Source organism: Aurantimonas sp. 22II-16-19i, assembly GCF_002088275.1.
Lineage (GTDB): Bacteria > Pseudomonadota > Alphaproteobacteria > Rhizobiales > Rhizobiaceae > Jiella.
Genome location: NZ_AQQS01000015.1, coordinates 21579 through 43544, shown reverse-complemented (window position 1 = coordinate 43544; position 21966 = coordinate 21579). Strand labels below are relative to the sequence as shown.

Genomic DNA, 21966 nt, shown 5'->3' with positions numbered 1-21966 from the left:
CGACCCGCGCGACGGAATGAACGAACGCACATGGCTATCCTGGAATTACGCGACCTGACCAAGCGCTTCGGCGAGACGGTGGCGGTCGATCGCTTCACCCTCAGCGTCGAGAAGGGCGAGTTCGTCTCGCTGCTCGGCCCGTCGGGCTGCGGCAAGACCACCACCCTGCAGATGATCGCCGGCTTCGAGACGCCGTCCGGCGGCGCGATCCATCTCAACGGCCGCGATCTGGCGAAGATCCCGGCGCGCTCGCGCGGCCTCGGCATCGTCTTCCAGACCTATGCGCTGTTCCCGCACATGACGGTCGAGGAGAATGTCGGCTTCGGCCTCGAGATGCGCAAGATCCCCGCCGCCGAGCGCAAGAAGCGGATCGCCGCGACCCTCGACCTCGTCCACCTGTCGCATCTTTCGGGCCGCTATCCGCGGCAGATGTCCGGCGGCCAGCGCCAGCGCGTCGCTTTGGCGAGAGCGTTGGTCATCGAGCCGGAGCTGCTGCTCCTCGACGAGCCCCTGTCCAATCTCGACGCCAAGCTGCGCGAGGAGATGCAGCTGGAATTGCGCCGCATCCAGCAGGAGGCCGGCGTCACCACGCTGCTGGTCACCCACGACCAGTCGGAGGCCATGGCCCTCAGCGACCGGATCGCGGTGATGCAGGGCGGCCGGCTGGTCCAGGAGGCGACGCCCTTCGACGCCTATGACCGGCCGACCAACGGCTTCGTCTCCTCCTTCCTCGGCAAGAGCAACGCCATCGACGCGCATGTGGAAAGCGTCGGCGCCGACGGCACGGTCCTGCGCTGCGGCGATCTGCGGCTGAACGGCCCGGCCCATGGCGAAACGGCGGGTCCGGTGCTGATCTCGCTGCGCCCCGAGCGGATCGAATTCTGCGGCGATGGCGAAGGCCTCGTCGCCGGCCGCGTCACCGAGCGGATCTTTCTCGGCGACCAGTGGCTGTTCAAGGTCGACACCCCCCTCGGCGAGATCCTCGTCATGCGCCGCAACAGCGGCCGGCGCGAGCCCGAGGTCGGCGAGAGCGTCCACCTCGCCTGGCAGGCGGAGCATCTGCGCATCCTGGCCGTGGAGACGGCCGCATGACCAGCGCCCGTCCGTGGCTCCTGAGCGCGCCGGCGCTCGTCATCTTCGCGGTCATGCTGGTGACGCCGCTGGTGATGACGGCGGTGCTCTCCTTCAACAGCTTCGACTTCTACGGCGGCATCAAGCCGACCTTCGGCCTCCAGAACTACGCCGACGTGCTCAGCGACGGCTATTTCTACGAGATCTTCCTGCGCACCTTCCTGATCGCGCTGGCGACCACCGTGATCGCGGCGCTGATCGGCACGCCCCAGGCCTATTTCCTGTTGCGCATGCATCCGTTCTGGCGCTCGCTGATGATCCTCGTGGTGCTCGGCCCGCTCTTGATCTCCGTCGTGGTGCGCACGCTGGGCTGGGCGATCCTCCTCGGCAACAACGGCGTCATCAACGACGCCCTGCGCACGATCGGCCTGATCGAGCGGCCGCTGAAGATGATGTACACCTCCGGCGGCATCGTGCTCGCCCTCGTCCATGTCATGGTGCCGTTCATGATCCTCGCCGTCTGGGCGGCCTTGCAGCGCCAGGACCCGGCGACGGAGAAGGCCGCCGAATCCCTCGGCGCGAAGCCTTCGACGGTGTTCCGCCGGATCGTCCTGCCGCAGGCGATGCCGGGCATCCTGTCGGGCTCGCTGATCGTCTTCTCGCTGTCGGCCAGCGCCTTCGCGACGCCGGCGATCCTCGGCGGCCGGCGGGTCAAGGTGGTCTCGACCACCGTCTATGACGAGTTCCTGAACACGCTCAACTGGCCGCTCGGCGCCGCCATCGCCATCATCCTCCTCGTCTCCGTCCTCGCCATCATGGTGGCCTGGAACCGGCTGGTGGAGAAGCGCTTCGCGGGAGTGTTCGAATGATCCGGAACAGCCTCTTCGCCAAGCTCTTCAGCCTCGTCTTCGCGATCTTCATGGTGGCACCGCTGGTGGTCGTCGTCGGCGTCGCCTTCACGCCGGAAGGGTTTCTGGAATTCCCGCCGAGCGGCATCTCGCTGCGCTGGTTCTGGGCGATCCTCGACAATCCCGACTTCATCGACGCGGCGATCATGAGCCTCAAGCTCGCCGCCGCCTCGGCGACCATCGCGACGGTGATCTGCGTGCCCGCCGCGCTCGCCATCGGCAGCAGCCGCTTTGCCGGCCGCGACGCGCTGCAGGCGCTGTTCCTGTCGCCGCTGACGGTGCCGACGGTGGTGCTCGGCATCGCCTTCCTGCGGTTCCTGTCGATGATGGGGCTGAACGGCACCTTCTGGGGCCTGGTCTTCTGCCACGTCGTCATCATCGTGCCCTTCGTCCTGCGCCTCGTCCTCGCCTCGGTCATCGGGCTCGACCCGTCGATCGCCCGGGCCGCGACGTCGCTCGGCGCCGGCGGCTGGACGGTGTTCCGGCGGATCACCCTGCCCGCCATCGTGCCCGGCATCGTCGGTGGCTGGGTGCTCGCCTTCATCACCAGCTTCGACGAGCTCACCGTCACCGTCTTCATCGTCAATCCGGCGACGACGACCCTGCCCGTCAAGCTGTTTTCCCACATCACCCAGACCACCGACCCGCTGGTCGCCTCGGTCTCCACGGTCGCCATCCTGTTCACGGTCGCGCTCATGCTGATCGTCGACCGGCTCTACGGGCTCGACCGTCTGCTCATCGGAGAAGGATCGCGCTGATGCAGAGCGATGCGCTCGTGCTTGGTGGCGGCCTCGTCGGCGCCGCCACCGCCTATGGTCTGGCCAGAGAAGGCCTCAAGGTCACCGTTCTCGACGAAGGCGACGTCGCCTTCCGGGCCTCGCGCGGCAATTTCGGCCTCGTCTGGGTGCAGTCGAAGGGCGACGGCTATCCCGACTATGCCATCTGGACCCGCCGGAGCGCCGATCTCTGGCCCTCCCTCGACGCCATGCTGAAGGAGGAGACCGGTGTCTCCACCGCCTACGAGAAGCCGGGCGGGCTGCATTTCTGCCTCTCCGAGGAGGAGCTGGAGAAGCGCAAGAGCCTGATCGCCCGGCTCCACAACGTTCATGGCGCGGCCAATTACGGCGCCCGCATCCTCGACCGGCAGGAAGTCCGGGAGATGATGCCGGAGATCGGGCCGGAGGTCGTCGGCGGCACCTATTGCGAGCATGACGGCCATGCGAGCCCGCTCTACCTCCTGCGGGCGCTGCATGACGGCATCAAGCGCCGCGGCGGCCGCATCGTCGCCGACGCCAAGGCCGAATCGATCGCCCGCGACGGCGAGGGCTATGCGGTCACCACACCGTCCGGCACCTTCCGCGCCGGGCGGATCGTGCTCGCCGCCGGCCTCGGCAACAAGGCGCTGGGCCGTAACGTCGGCCTCGACCTGAACATTGCGCCGCTGAAAGGCCAGATCCTCGTCACCGAGCGCACCCGGCCGCGCCTGAACATGCCGACCCATGTGGTCCGCCAGACCGGCGAGGGCTCGATCATGATCGGCGACAGCCACGAGGATGTCGGCTTCGACGTCTCGTCGTCCTCGGACGTGATGGCGACGCTGGCCGCACGGGCGATCCGGATGTTTCCGTTCGTCAAGGACCTGCGCATCGTCCGGTCCTGGGCGGCGCTGCGGATCATGAGCCCCGACGGCTATCCGATCTATCAGCAGTCGGAGAGCCATCCCGGCGTCTTCTCGGTCAACTGCCATTCCGGCGTCACCCTCGCCGGCTCCCACGCATTGGCCCTCGCCCCGATGATCGCGAAAGGCGCGCTCGGCGAGGAGCTTGTCGCATTCACCGCAAGGAGGTTCGATGCCCCAGCGAATTGACGCAAACGGCGAGACGGTCCGCTTCACCTTCGAGGGCCGCGACGTCGAGGCGCGCGCCGGCGAGACCATCGCCGCCGCGCTGATCGCGAGCGGCGAGACGACGACGCGGGCTTCGGTGGTGTCCGGCGCGCCGCGCGGGCCGTTCTGCATGATGGGCGTGTGCTTCGAATGCCTCGTCGAGATCGACGGCGTGCCGAACCGGCAGGCCTGCATGATCGTGGCGGAGCCGGGCATGACGGTGAACCGCCAGACGGCGGACGAGGTGGCGGCATGAACAGCTATGATGTGGTGATCGTCGGCGCCGGCCCGGCGGGCATGGCCTGCGCGACCGAAGCCAGCCGGGCCGGGCTCTCCAGCCTCGTCCTCGACGAGCAGCCGCGCCCCGGCGGCCAGATCTTCCGCGACATCGAGGTCTCGGACGACAAGCGCCGGGCGCTGCTCGGCAAGGACTATGGCGAGGGCGCGCAACTCGCCGAGGCGTTCCGTGCCTCCGGCGCCGACTACGTCTCCGGCGCCGTGGTCTGGAATGTCGACAGCGCCAAGCGCATCGATTATTCGGCGGACGGGCGCTCCCACAGCGTCGAGGCGAGGAGCCTCGTCGTCGCGACGGGCGCGATCGAGCGGCCGACGCCGATGCCCGGCTGGACCCTGCCGGGCGTCACCACCGTGGGTGCGGCGCAGATCCTTCTGAAGACCTCCGGCATCGTGTTCGAAGACCTCGTCCTCGTCGGCTCGGGGCCGCTGCTGTGGCTCGCCGCCACCCAGATGATCACCGCCGGCGTGCCGCCGAAGGCCATCGTCGAGACCGTGCCGAGGAGCCGCTACCGGGCCGCCGCGCGGCATGTGGTGCGGGCGCTGCCCGGCTGGCGCTATCTCGCCAAGGGTTTTGCGATGATGCGGGCGGTGAAGCGGGCCGGCGTGCCGGTCCACCGCGACGCCGAGGACATCGCCATCGAGGGCGACAAGGCGGCCACCGCCGTGAGCTTTTCCAGCGGCGGCAAGCGGCACCGGATCGAGACGGCGCATGTGGCGCTGCACCAGGGCGTCGTGCCGAACCAGCAGATGACCCGGGTGATGAACTGCCAGCATCGCTTCGACGAGAGCCAGCGGGCCTTCCTGCCGGTGCTGGGCGAGGATTTCGAGACCTCGGTGCCGGGCGTCTTCGTCGCCGGCGACGGGGCCGGCATCGGCGGGGCGAAGTCGGCGGCGATGCGCGGCCGGCTCGTCGCCATGCGGATCGCGGAGAAGGCCGGCAGGCCGGTCTCGGGAGAGCGCGCCGATCTGCGCGCCGCGCTTGCAAAGGATGGCGCCGTGCGGCCGCTGCTCGAGGCGCTCTATGCGCCGTCGGACGACGTCCTGTCGCCGGCCGACGCGGTGATGGTCTGCCGCTGCGAGGAGATCACCGCCGGGCAGATCCGCGAGGCCGTGGCGCTGGGCGCGCCGGGGCCGAACCAGGTGAAGTCGTTCCTGCGGGCCGGCATGGGTCCCTGCCAGGGGCGCATGTGCGGCCTTGCGGTGAGCGAGATCATCGCCGCTGCACGCGGCGAATCGCCCTCCACCGTCGACTATTACCGCATCCGCCCGCCCCTGAAGCCGCTGCTCCTGTCGGAGCTCGCCGGCCTCGGCGCGGAGGCCCCGCGCGAGGCGGCGGAATAGACGAAACCCTCAGAAGGCGTCATCCCATGACCAACCGGACGGCGGACCTCCTCGTCATCGGCGGGGGAATCCACGGCTGCTCGGCCGCGCTGCATGCCGCCATGCGCGGCCTCGACGTCGTCGTGATCGAGAAGGACACGGTGGGGCGCCATGCCTCCGGCGTGAATGCCGGCGGCGTGCGGCGGCTCGGCCGCCACTATGCCGAGGTGCCGATCTCCCAGCGCTCGATGGAGATCTGGCACCGGATCGAGGAACTCGTCGACGACGACTGCGGCTTCCAGCGGGCACCGCAGATCAAGGTGGCCGAGAGCGAGGCCGACCTCGAGGAGCTGAAGGCCCGCGCCGCGCATCTGCGGGCCATGGGGTTCGAGCACGAGGTCGTCCTCGACCGCGGCGAGCTGCGCGCGCATCTGCCGGCGGTGGCCGAACACTGCGTCGGCGGCCTCGCCAGCCTCGACGACGGCTTCGCCCAGCCCTACCAGACGACCTTCGCCTTCAGCCGCAAGGCCCGCGCGCTCGGCGTGCGCTTCGAGGAGAACTGCCGGGCGCAACGGGTGACGCGCGTCGGGTCCGACTTCAAGGTGACCACCGACCGGGGCGTCTTCACCGGCCGCCGGCTGCTCAACTGCGGCGGCGCCTGGGCCGGCGAGATCGCCCGGCAGCTCGGCGAGCCGGTCGAGGTCGAGCCGACGGCGCCGATGATGCTGGTGACGTCCCGCATGCCGCGCTTCTGCACGGCCGTCGTCGGCAACCAGAGCCGGCCGCTCTCCTTCAAGCAGATGGCCAACGGCACCGTGGTCATCGGCGGCGGGCTGCGCGGCCGGGCCCTGCCCGACACCAACGTCTCCGAGCTGATCTTTTCCGAGCTGCGCCGGACCGCCGAGACGGCCATCGCCATCTTTCCGATCATGAAGGGCGCGAGCATCGTGCGCTCCTGGGCCGGCATCGAGGGCCGCATGCCCGACGGCATTCCGGTGATCTCGCCCTCCTCCACCGAGGAGGGCGCCTATCACGCCTTCGGCTTCTCGTCCCACGGCTTCCAGATGGGGCCGGGCGTCGGCGAGATCATGGCCGAGCTGGTCGCCACCGGCCGCACCAACGCGCCGATCGCACCCTTTGCGATCACCCGTTTCGCCCCGGAGGCCGATGCCTCCGGATCATCCCTCACGCAGACCGAAGGACTTTCAGCGTGATCACCCGCCACATCCAGACCAAGATCAACCACCGCGTCGTCGAGCACAACGGCGTCCTCTATTTCGGCGGCCTCGTCGCCGACGACAAATCCAAGGACATGAAGGGCCAGACGGCGGAAATCTGCGCCAAGCTGGACGATCTCCTCGAAAAGGTCGGCTCCTCCAAGGAGAAGCTCCTGACGGCGATGATCTACATCTCCGACTTCGCCGCCAAGGACGGCATGAACGAGGCGTGGCTGGAGTGGATCCCGGCCGAGCACCTGCCGACCCGGGCCACCATCGGCGTCGCCGAACTCGGCAAGGACGTCCTGATCGAGGTGGTCATCTCCGCCGCGAAGTAAGCGCTCTTCTGCGAAGCGAGAACCGGGGGCCTCGGATCCGCAAGGATCCGGGGCCTTCTTGCGTCGAGTCATAGGTCTGCGAACGCTACAGACGATTTGCGAGCCGGCAGCAAGAATTAACGAAATCTGACGCGTGAAAGATGGGGACGGGGCACCCGCGCGATTTGCAGGTCTTGAGCGATGCTCTATCCCTGCAACGTCGCCGACTTGGCGATCTCGTAACAGGAGGTAGCCGTGATACACGGACTACATTTATGTGGCGGAGTGCCGCCCCCAGTCAGTCTTCTTAATGAACATGTAGCGGCAATCGACCGAGTACATATAAAGGCAAGCATGCTTGAGGTTACCGCCGAGGGGCAGACCGCCTCCACGGCGATCTGCATCCTCGGGGCAATCTTCCTGATGCTCGCCCTCCGGCCAAAGAGATAAACGAGCTACAAGCTGGCGCGTGGACCCTGGTCCACGCTCCTTTTCCTACGAACGGACAAAGTGCTGGTCAACGGTTTTCTGGACCGATCGTCGACAGCTAGGCGATATCCAGTCTCAGCTGGAGAAAAGCATCGATGTATCGCCAAGCGCCCGATAACTCGGATCTACGCAGACCAGCCACCCTACGACTTGCTGTCCAACACGCCGCGCGCAATCGCGCGCTTCGTGTGCAAAATCCCGAATTGAGATCTGAGGGAAAAATGGTGCTGTGAGAGAGGATTGAACTCTCGACCTCTCCCTTACCAAGGGAGTGCTCTACCACTGAGCTACCACAGCGCCGCGGGCGCCTTCTTCGATGATTTCGCCGGGCGCGTCAACACCCGATCGCGCGGTTTCACCGGAAAGGCCGCAGGGCGGACAGGTTTTGCCTGCCCGCCACCGGGTTCGTCTAGGCGCGCTGGCTGGCGCGGGGCTTACGGGCGCCGGGAATCAGGCCCAGGGGCGTTCCGATTCCAGCTGCTTCTCGTAGTCGGCGATCGAATCGGCCCGCTCCAGCGTCAGGCCGATGTCGTCGAGGCCGTTGATCAGGCAGTGCTTGCGGAACGGATCGATGTCGAAGGAGATCTCGCCGCCGTCGGGGCCGGAGATCGTCTGGCGTTCCAGATCGACGGTGAGGCGGGCGTTCGAGCCGCGCTCGGCGTCGTCCATCAGCAGAGCGAGCTGCTCGGGCGTGACGCGGATCGGCAAAATGCCGTTCTTGAAGCAGTTGTTGTAGAAGATGTCGGCAAACGACGTCGAGATCACGCAGCGGATGCCGAAATCGAGCAGCGCCCAGGGGGCATGCTCGCGGGAGGAACCGCAGCCGAAATTGTCGCCGGCGACGAGGATCTCGGCGTTGCGATAGGCCGGCCGGTTGAGGACGAAGTCGGGATTGTCGGTGCCGTCGCCGTTGTAGCGCAGCTCGGCGAAGAGGCCGGTGCCGAGGCCGGTGCGCTTGATCGTCTTCAGATAGTCCTTGGGAATGATCATGTCGGTGTCGACATTGACGATCGGCAGGGGCGCGGCGACCCCGGTCAGCTTGTCGAATTTCTGCATGTCTGCCTCGAAGGTGGTGTCGGTCTCGCCCCGATCGATAGCATGACTGACGGCCGTGGTGAAATCGGCGGCATCCGCCCCTGCCCCATACGCCGCAAACGCAGAACCGGCAGCGCTTGCGCGCTGCCGGTCCCGGTATCCCTGTCGGATGGCGTTCGAGGATGTCGGATCACATCTGCTCGGTCTGGGCGCCGGAATTCGGCCGCGCCTTGCCGAGGCTCGGAACCTGGCCTTCCGGCTCCGGCTGCTGCTTGACCGAGAACTCACCGCGGCCGTCGAAGGAGGGGCCGGAGGACCAGCGGCCCTGGGGCGCTTCCTTGTCGAGCAGCGTGTTGAGATAATAGTAGGAGTGCTGCATCGCCTCGTGGTTCTCCGGGGTGGAGTTGGGGATCGGCAGCGCCGCGGCAAGACCGCCGAGTTCCTCGATCACCGCCAGCCACTGCTGCTGGTGCATCGTGTCGCGGGCGATGAGGAAGGAGAGCATGTCCTTCATGCCGCTGTCGTTCGTCAGATTGTAGAGCCGCGACGCGAGAACACGCCCGCCCGCCTCGGCGGTGACGTTGGCCAGCATGTCCGCGCCGATGTTGCCGGTAGCGTAGACATGGCTCATGTCGAAGGGCACGCCATTGGCGTTGACCGGCATCGCGGAGAGGCCCGACGAAAGGAGATGACGCGGATTGGCACCGCCCAGAATGGCGTTGACCACCGGGTCCTTCGCCGCCTCTTCCTGCGCGGTCACCGGAGCGCCCTCGAGGTTGAGCGCCACGGCATGGCCGAGGAACTCGATGTGCGAGAGCTCTTCCGTGGCGGTCGAGATCAGCATGTCGCGGATGCGGTCGTCGCCGCGGGCGCCCATCGCCTGGAAGAAATACTGCATGGCGACGCGGATCTCGCCCTCGATGCCGCCGATCGCCTGCTGCAGGAGCTTGGCGAACTGCGGATCGGGGGTGTCGACGCGCACGGTGTACTGGAGCTTCGAGGAATGGTGAAACATGGATCGTCCCTTTTGACTGTGGGGAGAGTGCTGGGTCTCAGGAGGGGTCCGCGGGGGCGGACGGCCCTCCGGGATCGCGGGGGCAAAGCCCGCGTTTGTCCGCGCGCGAGGCGCAGCTCGCGTCACGGATGATCTCGTCATGAGCAAGCGCCGGCGGCCGGCCGGGCGCGAACCCGGCCGGCGCCCGGATCAGAGCGCCGAGGCGGTCTTGTCCATCCACTCGCGGTGGCGCTCTTCGTCGGCCAGCGCCTTGGCGAAGAAGGCCCGCGACTTCTCGACCGCGTCCGGATGGTTGGTGGCGCGGGAATAGGCGGTGACGGTATCGTCCTCGTTGGTCTTCATCGCCTTGAGGATGCTCTTGTCGCCCATCAGCTGCGCCAGAGCGATCTTGCCGGTGGTCAGCCACTGCTTGGCGTCGCCCTCCTGGGGCGCATCGATGCCGAGCTCCGCCGCCATCTCGTTCAGCACTTCGAGGTGCTGCATGTGGTCCTGCTTGAAGCGTGCGATCTGGGACGAGAGCGCTGCATCGGAAAGCTTCTCGATCGTCGATTCATAGGCGGCGATCGCATCGCGCTCCAGCAAGATGAGATCCTGAACGAGCGAGTTGATGCCACTCTCGTGTCCTACCGTGGTCGCCATTGGGGCCTCCTGCCGTGGTTGGGATTCACGGGGTAGAAGCGCTGCCGCAATTGATCGTTCCAAGTCATGTCCGGCGTAAATACTCCGACGGCTAAACGTCATGCTTTGGACATTTTAGCAGCGGCCATCACTTATTTAAGCACTGTAACATTGTCGAAAGCACTGAGCGCATCGAGGCGGTGGCGCAGCAAGCGGACGGAGGGGCGCGCGCCGGCGCATGGCGCTTGCGCGGCGCGGCGATTTGAGCGAGACGAACGGCCATGACCGAGCTTCTCCTGCGCTCCCTCCTGTTCGTGCCCGCCGCCAATCCGCGGGCGCTCGAAAAGTCCGACGGCCTTCTCGCCGACGGGCTGATCTACGACCTCGAGGACTCCGTCGCCCCCGAGGCCAAGGAAGACGCGCGCGAGGCCCTGCGCGACCATCTCGCCGCAGGCGGCTTTTCCGGGTTCCGGATCGTGCGCATCAATCCGCTCGAGACCCGCGAGGGCGCGGAGGATCTCCTGATGGCGCGCGGCGCCGGCATCGACGCCGTGCTGCTGCCGAAGGTGGAGGACGAGGACGGCCTGCGGGACGCTGCCCGGGCCCTCGACGAGATGGACGCACCGGCGAAGTTGCGGCTCTGGGCGATGATCGAGACGCCGCGCGGCGTCGCGAAGGCCGAGAAGATCGCGCGAAAGGGCGTGCGCGGCCGGCTGTCGGCCCTCGTCGTCGGCCCCAACGACATTCGGCTGGCGACCAACCTGCGGCCGGACGCGGAGCGGACCGAGCTCCTGCCCTGGCTGATGCAGATCGTGCTGGCGGCCAAGGCGAACGGCCTCTCGGTTCTCGACGGCGTCTATGGCGACTTCCGCGACGTCGACGGTTTCGAGCGGGAATGCGCGGCCGGCCGGCGCATGGGGTTCGACGGCAAGACGCTGATCCACCCGCGGCAGATCGACATGGCCAATGCCGCCTTCGCACCCTCCCCGGCGGAGATCGCCGAGGCCGAAGCCATCGTCGCCGCCTTCGCCCGTCCGCAGAACGCCGGTCGCGGGGTGATCCAGATCGACGGCCGGATGATCGAACGGCTCCACCTCACCGAGGCCCGGCGCGTCCTTGCCATGCGCGATGCCATCGCAGCGCGCGGCGCGGCCGCCTGAACAGAAGGTCGACAGAATGAAACTCTATCGTCTCCTCACCGGCCCCGACGATGCCAGCTTCTGCCACAAGGTCTCGCTGGCCCTGTCGAAGGGCTGGGAGCTCTATGGCTCGCCCACCTACGCCTTCGACGCGGAGGAGAAGACCATGCGCTGCGGCCAGGCGGTGACCAAGACCGTGCCGCGCGAGGACTACGATCCGGAGATGAAGCTCGCCGAGCAGTAGCCGGGGCTCGTGGCGGCTGCCCTCACCGGCCGGGCGGGCAAGGCGCACCGCGCCGGGACGCCCTGGCGGGAGCGTGTCCGCGAGGATGCGCCGCGGGGGACCGTCGTCCGGCAAAGGATCCAAACGCCGTCACGACACACCGGCGATGGAACGCGCCCTGCCTCCTGCGATTGTCCAGGGATCACCGGCAGCGGGAATTCCCGATGAAGAGGGTTTCCCAGGCAAGAGGAGAGAACCCATGGCGGCATCGCACATCGTCATCGACCACAACGACATCAAGGCCTTCGCGACGCGCACCGGCGGCAAGCCGTCGGTGGTCTCGGACACCAAGGGGAGCGGCGGGCCGGGCCTCCTGCGCTTCGACCACGGCCAGGACAACGAGGGCCTGGAAGAGATTTCCTGGGACCGCTTCTTCGAGATCTTCGAGGAGCAGGAACTCGCCCTGATGCTCGACACCTCCGGCGACAATCCGAACTTCAACAAGTTCGTCAGCCGCAACCAGGACTAGAGCGGGATGGCTTGTCTTCGAAACGCCGCCCCGCTCAGGATGTTTGTTTCCGCATGATCTTCTCCGAAAGCCGGCAAGCCACCTGTCGGGATCATGCTCTACGGCAGGACTGACCCGGACATGCAGGAACGGCGGCGGGCGAGGCGTTCGATCATTCTTCTGAGAAGCCTCGCCGTCGCCCTCCTGCTGTTTGCGGCAAGCCTCGCTCTCGGCACGCTTCTCGAGCGACCGGGTGTCGAGCGACCGGGCGTCGAGCGCTCGGGGGTCGCCGCGGCAGACGGCATCGCCGCGGGCGATCCCGCGGCGGCCGCGACCACCCACCGCATCCTCCTCCTGAAGGGGCCGATCCACAGCGACATCGCCCTCCCCGCCGATCCACAGACGCGCCAGAGCTTCGCCTTTCTCGCCGACGCGGGGCTGCCGGCCTCGCGCCCGGACGTCGAGTGGATCATCGTCGGTTGGGGCGGGCGGAGCTTCTACACCGAGACCCCCACCTGGGCGGACCTGAAGCCGATGCCGCTCCTGAAGACGATCACCGGGGATGCCTCGGCGATGCATGTGGCGCTTGCCGGCCCCATCGATGCGGACCACCCCGACGTCAGGGCGTTCGCGCTGACCGGAACAGCCTATCAGCGGATGGTGACGGCGATGCTCGCCGGCTTCACGCCGGGGCCGGATGCAGGGACGGTGGAGATCGCCGGCAAGAACTATGGTCCCTACGACCGCTTCTTCGAGGCGGAAGGGACCTTCCACCTTCTAGCCAACTGCAATGCCTGGACGGCGGCGATGCTGCGCGAGGCCGGCATCGCGACGGGGCTGTGGACGCCGCTGCCGGGTCTCCTGTTCCTGTCCCTCGACCTGCACGGCGGGACCTGACGGGGCACGGCCCGGATGCCGGAGACGGCGCCGGCGGCACGGCAACACCTTCGGGGGCCGCGCGGACGAGGCGGAGCGAAACGCGATGGCGGCCGGGACGGTTTCTGCACCCGCGATCATCCGCCGCTGCACCTATGCTCCCGGGCCCGTTGCTCCCGGGCCTGTCGCTCCCGGGCCTGTCGCTCCTCGGCCCGATGCTCCTCGGCCCGTCGCTCGCTCGGATGCGGGCGGGCGGGGCCGCCGGCGAGGAGCCCGATGGCGGCGACGATGATCGTGAGGACATCCTTCATCGGCCCGACCTTCCTCGAAAGACAGTTTCGAGGAAGTGGAAGCCGCAGAGCGAGACGCTACAGCATTCACACCTCTCGAAAAACTCTTCTGAGACAGCGCTGCGGTTGCGATTGGAGGCGCCGGGGGCGGAGAAAAGGAAGGGGCCAGCCCCAACGCGTCGTCATTCTCGGGCCGTCCCTACCGCATTCACACCTCTCCTTTCGGAGACGAACGATCGGCCGGCCGTGATCCGTATCGACGTCGCAGAAACGGTCAAAGCAACAAAGCTTCGTCATCCCGGGCTTGACCCGGGATCCACTCCTCTGCCCTGGAAGCGGCCAATCGCTCCAGAAGATTCAACGGCTTCGGATTGTCTGTCGCTGCGGCGGCGATGATTTGGAATGAATCCCGGCTCGGGGGCCGGAATGACGAAGCTTCGACTGTCGCGACCTTCATCCGGCTCCAACGCCGCCAGCACGAACTGCCGACGAAGAACCGGACGAGATGTGTGAATGCGATAGGGCCCCGTCCCGAGAATCCAGGGATCGTCGGGCGCATTTCGTTCCAGCTGCAGAAGGGGGCTCTAGCTGCAGAAGGCGGAAGGGAGCGATGGTGCGGCGGGGGCCCCTGGATTCTCGGACGGGGCCAGAGAATGACGAAGCTGCGAAGTTTGCCACCCCCTTCAACGGTGACATCACTTGGTATCGGCTTGCCAATGAAGCCCCCTGAGATGTGTGAATCCTGTAGGGGCGAAACGGGGCCTCCGGACGTCGGAGGGGCCCGGCCGGGATCGCGGATGTCAGCTCCGCGCGATCGCGTTTCGTAGAGGCCCGCCGAGCCGGTCGACCGGATGGCGGGTCAGTCGGCCTGGCGCTCCAGGTCTTCCATGTCGGCGTCCGACAGCCCGAAATGGTGGCCGATCTCGTGGATCAGCACGTGGCGCACGATCGCCTCCAGCGTCTCGTCGTTCTCGGCCCAGAAATCCAGGATCGGCCGGCGATAGAGGAGGATGCGGTTGGTCATCTCGCCGGTGACGGGAACGCCGAGATCGCCGATCGGGCGACCCTCGAACAGGCCGAGGATGTCGAACTCGGTCTCGAGCTCCATCTCCTCGATCACGTCCTCTTCGGGAAAGTCGGCGACGATGAAGCGGATCTCGCCGCAGAGCGAGCGGAACTCCTGCGGCAGGTCGGCATAGGCCGCGATGGCCATGGCCTCGATATCGCCGAGACTGGCGGCCCGGCTTCCTCCGAGCGTGGCGATCCGCGTGTCATCCATGGTCTGTCCTCGAGCTTCATTCCGGCGGCAGGGGGCAGATAGGGGCGGGCCGGCCTTGCTGAAAGAGTGCCGGACGGGGTTGGCGCGACGAATTCGCAGATCCGCGGCACGCCGGCTCGGCCGGAACACCGGGCGCCCGGCCCGCCAGACGAAAAACGCCGCCACGGCCGGCGGCCGGGCAGCGTTTTCGTCGAATGTCATTTCGGTTGTCGTCCCATGCGGAATGCCGCTCGTGGGACGCCAGTCCCGTCGCCCGGCGGGATCAGCCCCGCGGCGCCAGGACCATCATCATCTGTCGGCCCTCGAGCTTGGGCTCCGCCTCGACCTTCGAATACTCGGCCGTATCGTCCTTGACGCGGTTGAGCAGCTTCATGCCGAGTTCCTGGTGGGCCATCTCGCGCCCGCGGAAGCGAAGCGTGACCTTGACCTTGTCGCCCTCGTCGAAGAAGCGTCGCACGGACTTCATCTTCGTCTCGTAATCGTGCTCGTCGATGTTCGGACGCATCTTGATCTCTTTGACCTCGATGGTCTTCTGGCGCTTGCGCGCCTCGGCGGCCTTCTTCTGGCTTTCGTATTTCAGCTTGCCGAGATCGAGGATCTTGCAGACAGGCGGATTGGCTGTCGGAACGATCTCGACGAGGTCGAGGCCAGCCTCCTCTGCCATCGCAAGCGCTTCCTGCGTCGCGATCTGGCCGCGATTCTGGCCCTCGTGGTCGATGAGCTGAATCTGCGGAACACGGATATCACGATTGGAGCGGGGCCCCTCCTTTTGAGCCGGCGGTGCACGGAATGGTCTGCGAATGGTCGTATTCTCCGGTTGTTGACGACTGATAGCTGGGTAGAACGCCCGGGGACGACGATCGTTTCGATCGACGCCCCGGCAAAACTCACGAGCACGCCCGACGGCGCGCTCCTCGTCCTTATAGCACCGATCGGAACACTTGGCACCAGCATGGCGCGGCTTTCCGCCCTCGGGCCCGGACGTGGCCGCCGAGGGGGGATCGGCGCGCGGTCGTGGGCCTCACGGATATGGGTGCCGCGGTCGGGTTTGTCAGCCCTTGCCGCCGACCTCGCAAAGCCCACGCTTGGCCCTAGCTGATCACGCGACGGCGCCAGTCGGGCGCCTCGCAGGAATGGAGCGCTGTCATGGCGAACGATCACGCAATCCGCGAGCACATGGAGATCATCGGGGCCGACGGGGTGCATGTCGGCACGGTCGACACGATCGAGGGCGACCGGATCAAGCTGACGAAGCAGGATGCCGGCGAGGGTTCGCACCGCGGCCATCACCACTTCGTCCCGCTCGGCCTCGTGGCGGAGGTCGAGGGCGACCGGGTCCGCCTCTCGGCGAATGGCGACGTCGCGGTGTCCTTCGAAGAGGAAGAAGACGGCAAGCCGGCCTGACGGCGCTGCAGGCACGGGCGGTCAGGCGGAGCCTCGCAGGGATCCGCGGGCCGTTCGCGCCGCGCTTTTCGAGCGGCAACAGCGGCAAACGGCGGTCACTGAGAGACACGAGGAGAAGAGATGCCGGCAGACGAGGACACCAGCGGCGGCGCCAACTCCGCCATCTCCGATCGCGAGATCGCCGGACGCCTGACGGTCGGCGACGGCGCCGGCGCGCGCGCGATCGCCTGGCGCCGTCTCGAAGGCCGGAGCCCCACCATCGTCTGGCTCGGCGGCTACCGCTCCGACATGCGGGGTACCAAGGCGGAACGGCTGCTCGCCTTCGCGGCCGACCGCGGCCTCGGCTACTGCCGCTTCGACTATTCCGGGCACGGCGAATCCGGCGGGCGGTTCGAGGACGGCACCATCGGCGGCTGGACCGCCGAGGCGGCGGCGGTGATCGCCGCGCTCGGCGACGGGCCGGTGGTGCTGGCCGGCTCCTCCATGGGGGCGTGGGTGGCGCTCAATCTCGTCTGCCGGGCGGAGCGCTACGGCATCGGGCGGCGGGTCAAAGGGATGCTGCTGCTCGCCCCGGCGCCCGACTTCACCGAGCGGCTGCTCCTGCCCAGGCTGACAAAGCAGCAACTGGCCGCCATCGAGACCGAGGGGCGGCTCGAGATCGCCTCCGACTATTCGCCCGAGCCGGACGTCTACACCCGCGCCCTGTTCGCGGACGGCCGCGACAATCTCGTCCTCGACGGACTGATCGACACCTTCTGTCCCGTCACCATCATCCAGGGCATGGCCGATGCGGACGTTCCCTTCGAACACGCCCTCACCCTCGTCGAGCACCTGCCGCATCACGCGGTGATCCTCAGCCTGGTGCGCGACGGCGACCACCGCCTGTCGCGGCCCCAGGACCTCGACCTGATGGAGCGGAGCCTGCTCGATCTCGTCGAGGCGGCAGACTAGCTGGTTCGGGCATTCGTAAAGTCCACTGGCTTCCGGCATCTGTCGCGCAACTGTGACGAAACTGTCACACATATGCGGGATGCGCGGAATTTCCTCAATACTCCAGCGACTTAGGAGCGGCATCGGCTAGCCGCGCCTGCATCCTCTGAGCGAAACTCGCGTGATGCAATCGCCGATCCGGCGATTGGTTGGCGTCGGGCTGGCGTCGGGCTGGCATTGCGGCCACTGCCGCACTGCACAATCGATTGACAGCTTACGAAATTGCATCGAACATCGGCAGATCAACCCGACGACAGACCTGCGGATGAGGGGACGCATGGAGGGAATTCGCGCGATCGGCGCCACGCTGTTGCTTTGCCTGGCGCCTGCCTTGTTCACCCTGCCGGCTTCCGCGATGGAGGCGCGGGAACCGTTCATGCAGATCGGGGTCTCGGCCCCGCGGCCGCTCGGCCATCAGGATTTCTGCCGCCGGGAGCCGACCGAGTGCCGACCGATCGCGCGGCACGGCCAGCCCGAGCCTGTCGAACTCGACCCGGCGCTGATCCACGCCATCGCCAGGATCAACGTCTCGGTCAATTCGGCGATCAAGGCCAAGCCCGACGAAGACCTCTACGGCATCGAGGAATACTGGACCTATCCGGGCACTGCCGGCGACTGCGAGGACTTCGCGCTGGAGAAGCGGCGGCAGCTCCACGAGCGGCTCGGCATCGACTATGCCTCCCTGCTGCTGACCGTGGTGCGCAAGCCGAATGGCGAAGGCCACGCCGTCCTCACACTCCACACCACGGACGGGGATTTCGTCCTCGACAATCTCAACTGGCGCATCCTCGCCTGGCGCGACACGCCCTATGCCTTCCTGAAGCGCCAGAGCGCCGCCGACCCCGGCCAGTGGAACCGCATCGCCAACGGTCGCGACGTCCTCGTCGGCGCCGTCGAGCGGTAGGCTCGAACGACGTCAGGGGTAAGAGGGTCGTCAGGGAGGCGGTCGTCAGGAAGGCGGGGCGCGCGTCTCTCCCGTTTTCGTCTCGGGTCGTCCCGGACTGCGGGCACCCTGCCCCAAGACCGCATTCGGTCTGCCGCCTCCGCCACGCTGGCGGCCGGCGCTCGGATCGACGGGCGGCGGGCGGCGGGCAAATATATCCTCGCTTCTTTAACTGATTGATATTCAGCCGGCGCTCTTTCGCCCTAGCCTGCGGTTCGTGGATGGGGCCAGCGCATCAGGCGCAGGTCGGCGAGAACCCTCCACCGCTAATCCAGCAACGGCTCAGGATCCTGACGGGCCGAGCCGTTGGGAGATGCCGGATCCGTCGAGGCGTGCCAGCGCCTGGCGAGGGTCCGGAGGCAGGGCCGGGGTGCATGTTCGATGCCCCTGGAAGCAGGCAAGCGTTGGGAGGATCTGATGCCATCGCAGCACCAAGGCGACGCCGCAAGCGATCGCGAGGTCCTGACAAAATTCTCCGGCTGGTCCGCGTCCGGCAACGTGCTTCGAAGGATCGGAACTCGCATGCGGATCGACGACGACAAGGATCTCGCTGAAGAAGTCGAGAGCGCGCTCCGTGCTCTCGGAATTGCCGCGACCGGGAAGAACGATCCGGAGCGGATCTCCCACGCCGTCTCAGATCTGCGATCGGGCGGCCATGCGCCCCGCATCGCCGTCACCCGCCGGATCTGGCGCCAGAGCCGGGACTAGAGCGGGATGAGATCAGCCTCGATCGACATGCCGCTGCATCCTCTTGTTGCCGCATGATCTTTCCCGAAAACCGGTTCCCACTTTCCGGGATCATGCTCTAGGCCCCGCCTCTCCCAGCCGCGTCGCGGCCTCAAGCCTCGGGCGAGGCCGCAATCCGCAGCGGGCCGGACTGCAAGCAGCAGTCGCTCTTCAGAACAATCCCATCTTCCCCGAGCCTTCTGGTCCGCAAAACGGCGGCGCACTCTCCCGTTCCCGACGTCCCTCGCCCGGCTTCCTCGCCCGGCCTTCGCCCGCCTGTGGCGCGCCGTCAGCTCTCGTCTTCGTCGGCATTGTCGATGGCCGGGCCCGCAATCACATAGCTTCCCGACAGCCAGCGATTGAGATCGACGGACTTGCAGCGCGGCGAGCAGAACGGGAAGGTCTCGCGGTTCGAGAGGCGCCCGCATTCGGGGCATTTGCGCTTCGGGCGCAGCGGGGTGGGCCTGGCCGGTTCTCGGGTCATCGCTCGTCTGCCGTCGATCAATCCGAATGGTCGGTTCGCGCGGGCCTCTCCTCGCCGGAGGCATGCGCAGACCCGAAGGAAGGGCTCTCGCCGCCGTCCTTGTCGACGGCGACCGGCATCCGGACGCGCTTTTCGCCCGTGCCCGAAGCGGGCGCCGTGGCGGCCAGTTCGGCCGGCGGCGACGCGGCGGAATCGCGCGGGGCGGGATCCTGCCGGGTGCGATCCTGCGGTGCAGGGTCTTGCGGGGTGAGGTTCTGCGGGGTGGGGTCGAGGGTCATGGGCTCGAGGGCGCGCAGGACCGCGACCTCGGCAGCCTCGCGATCGGCCGCCGGCCTGTCGCGGCCCGTCGGCGGAGCCCCATCGTCGCCGCGAGCATCGGCTCGCCCGGACGGCGGCGGCGCCTCGTCCGCTTCGTCCGGATCCGGATCCGGATCCGGCCAATCCCCGTCCGTCTCGTCCTCCAGCACCATGCGCGGCGCGCGCCAGGTGGCATGGATGTCGTAGCCCTCGCCTGCGAGCAGCGCCAGCGTCTCGGCCAGCGGCAGCCCGACGACACTGGTATAGGAGCCGATGAGGCGGACGACGAAGCTGCCGGCCAGCCCCTGGATGGCATAGCCGCCCGCCTTGCCGCGCCACTCGTCGGAGGCGATGTAGCTCTGGATGTCCTGGCGCGACAGCCGCTTGAAGCGGACCCGCGTCTCGATCAGGCGCTGGCGCAGGGCGCCGGTCGGCCCGATCACGCAGATGCCGGTATAGACGCGGTGGGTGCGGCCGGAGAGCGTCCTCAGATTGGCGAGGGCGTCGTCGGTGATCTCGGCCTTCGGCATGATCTGCCGTCCGACCGACACGACGGTGTCGGCGGCCAGAATCGTCGACGGGCCATAGTCCAGCTCGCGCAGGCGCCGCGCCGCGACCTCCGCCTTGCCCTTGGACAGCCGCTTGGCGAGCGAGCGCGGATGCTCGCTCCTTTGCGGCGTCTCGTCGATGTCGGCCGGCATCAGCCGGTCCGGCTCGATGCCGGCCTGCTGGAGAAGCGCCAGCCGCCGGGGCGACCCGGAGGCGAGGACCAGACGTTGGGAGGAGGCCATCGGGATACGCGGCTTGGGCTTACTTGAAGCGATAGGTGATGCGACCCTTGGTCAGGTCGTAGGGCGTCATCTCGACCAGCACCTTGTCGCCGGTGAGCACGCGGATGCGGTTCTTGCGCATCCGGCCGGCCGTGTGGGCGATGATCTCGTGATCGTTCTCGAGCTTGATCCGAAATGTCGCATTCGGCAGGAGCTCGGTGACGACGCCCGGAAATTCGAGAACTTCTTCTTTTGCCATACGTGGAGTGATCCTAGATTTCGTTGCGCTGCGGCCCGGCGAACGGGTGCCGCGCGTTGGAGCGATGGTCGGGCGGCTGGCCCGCGGCACCGCGTGGATGTTGCATTTCATCGAGACGGCAGGCGGCCTCGACGGGGAATGTGCGTTGCGGACAGTCCTCGTCGAAGCCGCCATGGAGCCGTGTTCGCACCACACCGGGCACGGTCAACCGGAAACGCCCCTTAAATCGGCGCAAACGCTGAAAAATGCAAGCCGGTCCACGGAGCGGCGGGCCTGCGCGGCCCGGCGCCTCGCCGTCAGCTGGAAATGCGCTCGATCTCGGCGCCGCAGCGGCCGAGCTTTTCCTCCAGCCGCTCGAAGCCGCGATCGAGGTGATAGACCCGGCTGACCTCGGTGTCGCCCTCGGCGACCAGCCCGGCGATGACCAGCGAGACCGAGGCGCGAAGGTCCGTCGCCATGACCGGCGCGCCCTTCAGCCGCGGGACGCCCTCGATCCGCGCCACTTGGCCGGCGAGCTGGATCCTGGCGCCGAGCCGCGCCAGTTCCTGGACGTGCATGAAGCGGTTCTCGAAGATCGTCTCGGTGATCGAGGCGGTGCCGGACGCCCGGGTCATCAGCGCCATGAACTGCGCCTGGAGGTCGGTCGGGAAGCCCGGATAGGGATCGGTGACGACGTCGACCGGGGAAATGCCGCCGCCATTGCGATAGACCCGGATGCCGTCCTCGACCGGCGTCACCACCGCGCCGGCCCGCGCCAGCGTCTCGACAGCGGTCGGCAGGAGGTCGACGCTGGTGCCCGTCAGCGTCACGTCGCCGCCGGTCATCGCCACGGCCATGGCATAGGTGCCGGTCTCGATGCGGTCCGGCAGCACCCGGTGGCGCGCGCCGGAGAGCGAGCGCACGCCGTCGATGCGGATGGTCGAGGTGCCGGCGCCGGAGATCTTGGCGCCCATCGCCGTGAGGCAGGTGGCGAGATCGACGATTTCCGGCTCGCGGGCGGCGTTTTCGAGGATGGTCTCGCCCTTCGCCAGCGTCGCGGCCATCATCAGCACGTGGGTCGCGCCGACCGAGACCTTGGGCAGCCGGTAGCGATTGCCGACAAGGCCGCCCTTGGCCTTGGCCACCACGTAGCCGGCCTCGATGTCGATGTCGGCGCCGAGCGCCCTCAGCCCGTCGATGAAGATGTCGACCGGCCGGGTGCCGATGGCGCAGCCGCCGGGCAGCGACACCTTGGCCTCGTGCATGCGCGCCAAAAGCGGGCCGATCACCCAGAAGCTCGCCCGCATCTTGGAGACGAGGTCATAGGGCGCCGTGGTGTCGACGATGTTGCGGGCGGTGAAGTGGATCGTCCGGCCGAAGCCCGATTCCTGGCGCAGGCGCTTGCCCGTCACCGAGAAATCGACGCCGTGATTGCCGAGGATGCGCGTCAGCTGCTCGACGTCGGCGAGGTGCGGCACGTTTTCCAGCGTCAGCGTATCGTCGGTGAGGAGCGATGCGATCATCAGCGGCAGCGTGGCGTTCTTTGCCCCGGAGATCGGGATGATGCCGTTGAGTTCGTTGCCGCCGCGAATGCGAATGCGATCCATGAGCGCTCCTGATGGCCGGC

Annotated in this window: 25 protein-coding genes, 1 tRNA gene and 1 pseudogene; 16 read left to right on the top strand and 11 right to left on the bottom strand. The window is 67.5% G+C overall.

Annotated features, from left to right (window positions below):
* Positions 1 to 30: 30 nt before the first annotated feature.
* Genes ATO4_RS13475 through ATO4_RS13440 form a run of 8 tightly spaced genes read left to right on the top strand, consistent with a single transcriptional unit; the run spans position 31 to position 7036 of the window.
* Positions 31 to 1092 carry an ABC transporter ATP-binding protein gene (locus ATO4_RS13475; RefSeq protein WP_083592045.1) on the top strand — a complete coding sequence of 354 codons (1062 nt, stop codon included), beginning with the start codon at positions 31 to 33 and terminating at the stop codon, positions 1090 to 1092.
* Positions 1089 to 1940, top strand: a complete 852-nt coding sequence (locus ATO4_RS13470) for an ABC transporter permease (protein WP_083592044.1) — start codon at positions 1089 to 1091, stop codon at positions 1938 to 1940. The genes ATO4_RS13475 and ATO4_RS13470 overlap by 4 nt, the downstream gene beginning before the upstream one ends.
* Positions 1937 to 2737 (top strand): ABC transporter permease, encoded by an 801-nt coding sequence (locus ATO4_RS13465; protein ID WP_083592043.1) that lies wholly within the window; start codon positions 1937 to 1939, stop codon positions 2735 to 2737. The genes ATO4_RS13470 and ATO4_RS13465 overlap by 4 nt, the downstream gene beginning before the upstream one ends.
* A complete protein-coding gene (locus ATO4_RS13460; RefSeq protein ID WP_083592042.1) occupies positions 2737 to 3846 on the top strand; it encodes an FAD-dependent oxidoreductase in 1110 nt (369 codons plus the stop codon). The genes ATO4_RS13465 and ATO4_RS13460 overlap by 1 nt, the downstream gene beginning before the upstream one ends.
* Positions 3830 to 4120, top strand: a complete 291-nt coding sequence (locus ATO4_RS13455; protein WP_083592041.1) for a (2Fe-2S)-binding protein — start codon at positions 3830 to 3832, stop codon at positions 4118 to 4120. The genes ATO4_RS13460 and ATO4_RS13455 overlap by 17 nt, the downstream gene beginning before the upstream one ends.
* Entirely contained in the window at positions 4117 to 5502 is a 1386-nt protein-coding gene (locus ATO4_RS13450) for an FAD/NAD(P)-binding oxidoreductase (RefSeq protein ID WP_083592040.1), read from the top strand. Before ATO4_RS13455 ends, ATO4_RS13450 begins: the two co-directional genes overlap by 4 nt.
* 26 nt (positions 5503 to 5528) lie before the next feature.
* Positions 5529 to 6695, top strand: coding sequence for an FAD-dependent oxidoreductase (locus ATO4_RS13445; RefSeq protein ID WP_083592039.1), 1167 nt, complete (start codon positions 5529 to 5531; stop codon positions 6693 to 6695).
* Positions 6692 to 7036 carry a RidA family protein gene (locus tag ATO4_RS13440; RefSeq protein WP_083592038.1) on the top strand — a complete coding sequence of 115 codons (345 nt, stop codon included), beginning with the start codon at positions 6692 to 6694 and terminating at the stop codon, positions 7034 to 7036. Before ATO4_RS13445 ends, ATO4_RS13440 begins: the two co-directional genes overlap by 4 nt.
* A 690-nt stretch (positions 7037 to 7726) precedes the next feature.
* On the opposite strand, the gene ATO4_RS13435 is transcribed toward ATO4_RS13440, so the two are convergent.
* The 4 genes from ATO4_RS13435 to ATO4_RS13420 all read right to left on the bottom strand — a co-directional run bounded on the left by ATO4_RS13435 (position 7727) and on the right by ATO4_RS13420 (position 10193).
* Positions 7727 to 7801, bottom strand: a tRNA-Thr gene (locus ATO4_RS13435).
* 153 nt (positions 7802 to 7954) lie between these two features.
* Entirely contained in the window at positions 7955 to 8560 is a 606-nt protein-coding gene (leuD, locus tag ATO4_RS13430) for a 3-isopropylmalate dehydratase small subunit (protein WP_083592037.1), read from the bottom strand.
* A gap of 169 nt (positions 8561 to 8729) precedes the next feature.
* Positions 8730 to 9554, bottom strand: coding sequence for a manganese catalase family protein (locus ATO4_RS13425; protein WP_083592036.1), 825 nt, complete (start codon positions 9552 to 9554; stop codon positions 8730 to 8732).
* 189 nt (positions 9555 to 9743) lie between these two features.
* Complete coding sequence (locus ATO4_RS13420; protein WP_083592035.1) at positions 9744 to 10193, bottom strand: ferritin-like domain-containing protein; 450 nt, start codon at positions 10191 to 10193, stop codon at positions 9744 to 9746.
* A gap of 260 nt (positions 10194 to 10453) precedes the next feature.
* Between ATO4_RS13420 and ATO4_RS13415 the strand changes: the two genes are divergently transcribed.
* The 4 genes from ATO4_RS13415 to ATO4_RS13400 all read left to right on the top strand — a co-directional run bounded on the left by ATO4_RS13415 (position 10454) and on the right by ATO4_RS13400 (position 12939).
* A complete protein-coding gene (locus ATO4_RS13415) occupies positions 10454 to 11332 on the top strand; it encodes a CoA ester lyase (RefSeq protein WP_083592034.1) in 879 nt (292 codons plus the stop codon).
* A gap of 16 nt (positions 11333 to 11348) precedes the next feature.
* A complete protein-coding gene (locus ATO4_RS13410) occupies positions 11349 to 11555 on the top strand; it encodes a DUF1737 domain-containing protein (RefSeq protein ID WP_083592099.1) in 207 nt (68 codons plus the stop codon).
* 238 nt (positions 11556 to 11793) lie between these two features.
* Positions 11794 to 12063 (top strand): hypothetical protein, encoded by a 270-nt coding sequence (locus ATO4_RS13405; protein ID WP_083592033.1) that lies wholly within the window; start codon positions 11794 to 11796, stop codon positions 12061 to 12063.
* 120 nt (positions 12064 to 12183) lie between these two features.
* Positions 12184 to 12939 (top strand): TIGR02117 family protein, encoded by a 756-nt coding sequence (locus tag ATO4_RS13400; RefSeq protein WP_083592032.1) that lies wholly within the window; start codon positions 12184 to 12186, stop codon positions 12937 to 12939.
* 116 nt (positions 12940 to 13055) lie between these two features.
* Here the strand turns inward: ATO4_RS13400 and ATO4_RS27735 are convergent, their stop codons facing one another.
* The 3 genes from ATO4_RS27735 to infC all read right to left on the bottom strand — a co-directional run bounded on the left by ATO4_RS27735 (position 13056) and on the right by infC (position 15289).
* A complete protein-coding gene (locus ATO4_RS27735) occupies positions 13056 to 13229 on the bottom strand; it encodes a hypothetical protein (RefSeq protein ID WP_176222981.1) in 174 nt (57 codons plus the stop codon).
* An 838-nt stretch (positions 13230 to 14067) separates the two neighbouring features.
* Positions 14068 to 14487, bottom strand: coding sequence for a metallopeptidase family protein (locus ATO4_RS13395; RefSeq protein ID WP_083592031.1), 420 nt, complete (start codon positions 14485 to 14487; stop codon positions 14068 to 14070).
* 262 nt (positions 14488 to 14749) lie between these two features.
* Positions 14750 to 15289: a translation initiation factor IF-3 gene (gene infC, locus ATO4_RS13390; RefSeq protein ID WP_083592030.1), complete on the bottom strand. Its 540-nt coding sequence runs from the start codon at positions 15287 to 15289 to the stop codon at positions 14750 to 14752.
* A 344-nt stretch (positions 15290 to 15633) separates the two neighbouring features.
* On the opposite strand from infC, the gene ATO4_RS13385 reads away from it, so the two are divergent.
* From ATO4_RS13385 to ATO4_RS13370, 4 genes are all read left to right on the top strand, one after another.
* Positions 15634 to 15891, top strand: a complete 258-nt coding sequence (locus ATO4_RS13385) for a DUF2171 domain-containing protein (protein ID WP_083592029.1) — start codon at positions 15634 to 15636, stop codon at positions 15889 to 15891.
* 120 nt (positions 15892 to 16011) lie between these two features.
* Positions 16012 to 16842, top strand: a complete 831-nt coding sequence (locus tag ATO4_RS13380; protein WP_083592028.1) for an alpha/beta hydrolase — start codon at positions 16012 to 16014, stop codon at positions 16840 to 16842.
* Positions 16843 to 17158: 316 nt separating this feature from the next.
* Positions 17159 to 17785 (top strand): transglutaminase-like cysteine peptidase, encoded by a 627-nt coding sequence (locus tag ATO4_RS13375; RefSeq protein WP_139802428.1) that lies wholly within the window; start codon positions 17159 to 17161, stop codon positions 17783 to 17785.
* Positions 17786 to 18346: 561 nt separating this feature from the next.
* Positions 18347 to 18532: a hypothetical protein gene (locus ATO4_RS13370; RefSeq protein ID WP_083592027.1), complete on the top strand. Its 186-nt coding sequence runs from the start codon at positions 18347 to 18349 to the stop codon at positions 18530 to 18532.
* A 307-nt stretch (positions 18533 to 18839) separates the two neighbouring features.
* Here the strand turns inward: ATO4_RS13370 and yacG are convergent, their stop codons facing one another.
* From yacG to murA, 4 genes and pseudogenes are all read right to left on the bottom strand, one after another.
* Positions 18840 to 19052: a DNA gyrase inhibitor YacG gene (gene yacG, locus ATO4_RS13365; protein ID WP_176222986.1), complete on the bottom strand. Its 213-nt coding sequence runs from the start codon at positions 19050 to 19052 to the stop codon at positions 18840 to 18842.
* A gap of 464 nt (positions 19053 to 19516) precedes the next feature.
* A pseudogene (locus ATO4_RS13360) lies at positions 19517 to 20122 on the bottom strand (Maf-like protein); the annotation flags it as partial.
* Between the two features lie 19 nt (positions 20123 to 20141).
* A complete protein-coding gene (gene infA, locus ATO4_RS13355; protein WP_019994787.1) occupies positions 20142 to 20360 on the bottom strand; it encodes a translation initiation factor IF-1 in 219 nt (72 codons plus the stop codon).
* Between the two features lie 296 nt (positions 20361 to 20656).
* The gene (gene murA, locus ATO4_RS13350) at positions 20657 to 21946 is read right to left on the bottom strand and encodes a UDP-N-acetylglucosamine 1-carboxyvinyltransferase (protein WP_083592025.1); all 1290 of its coding nucleotides are present in this window, start codon (positions 21944 to 21946) and stop codon (positions 20657 to 20659) included.
* Positions 21947 to 21966: the final 20 nt, after the last annotated feature.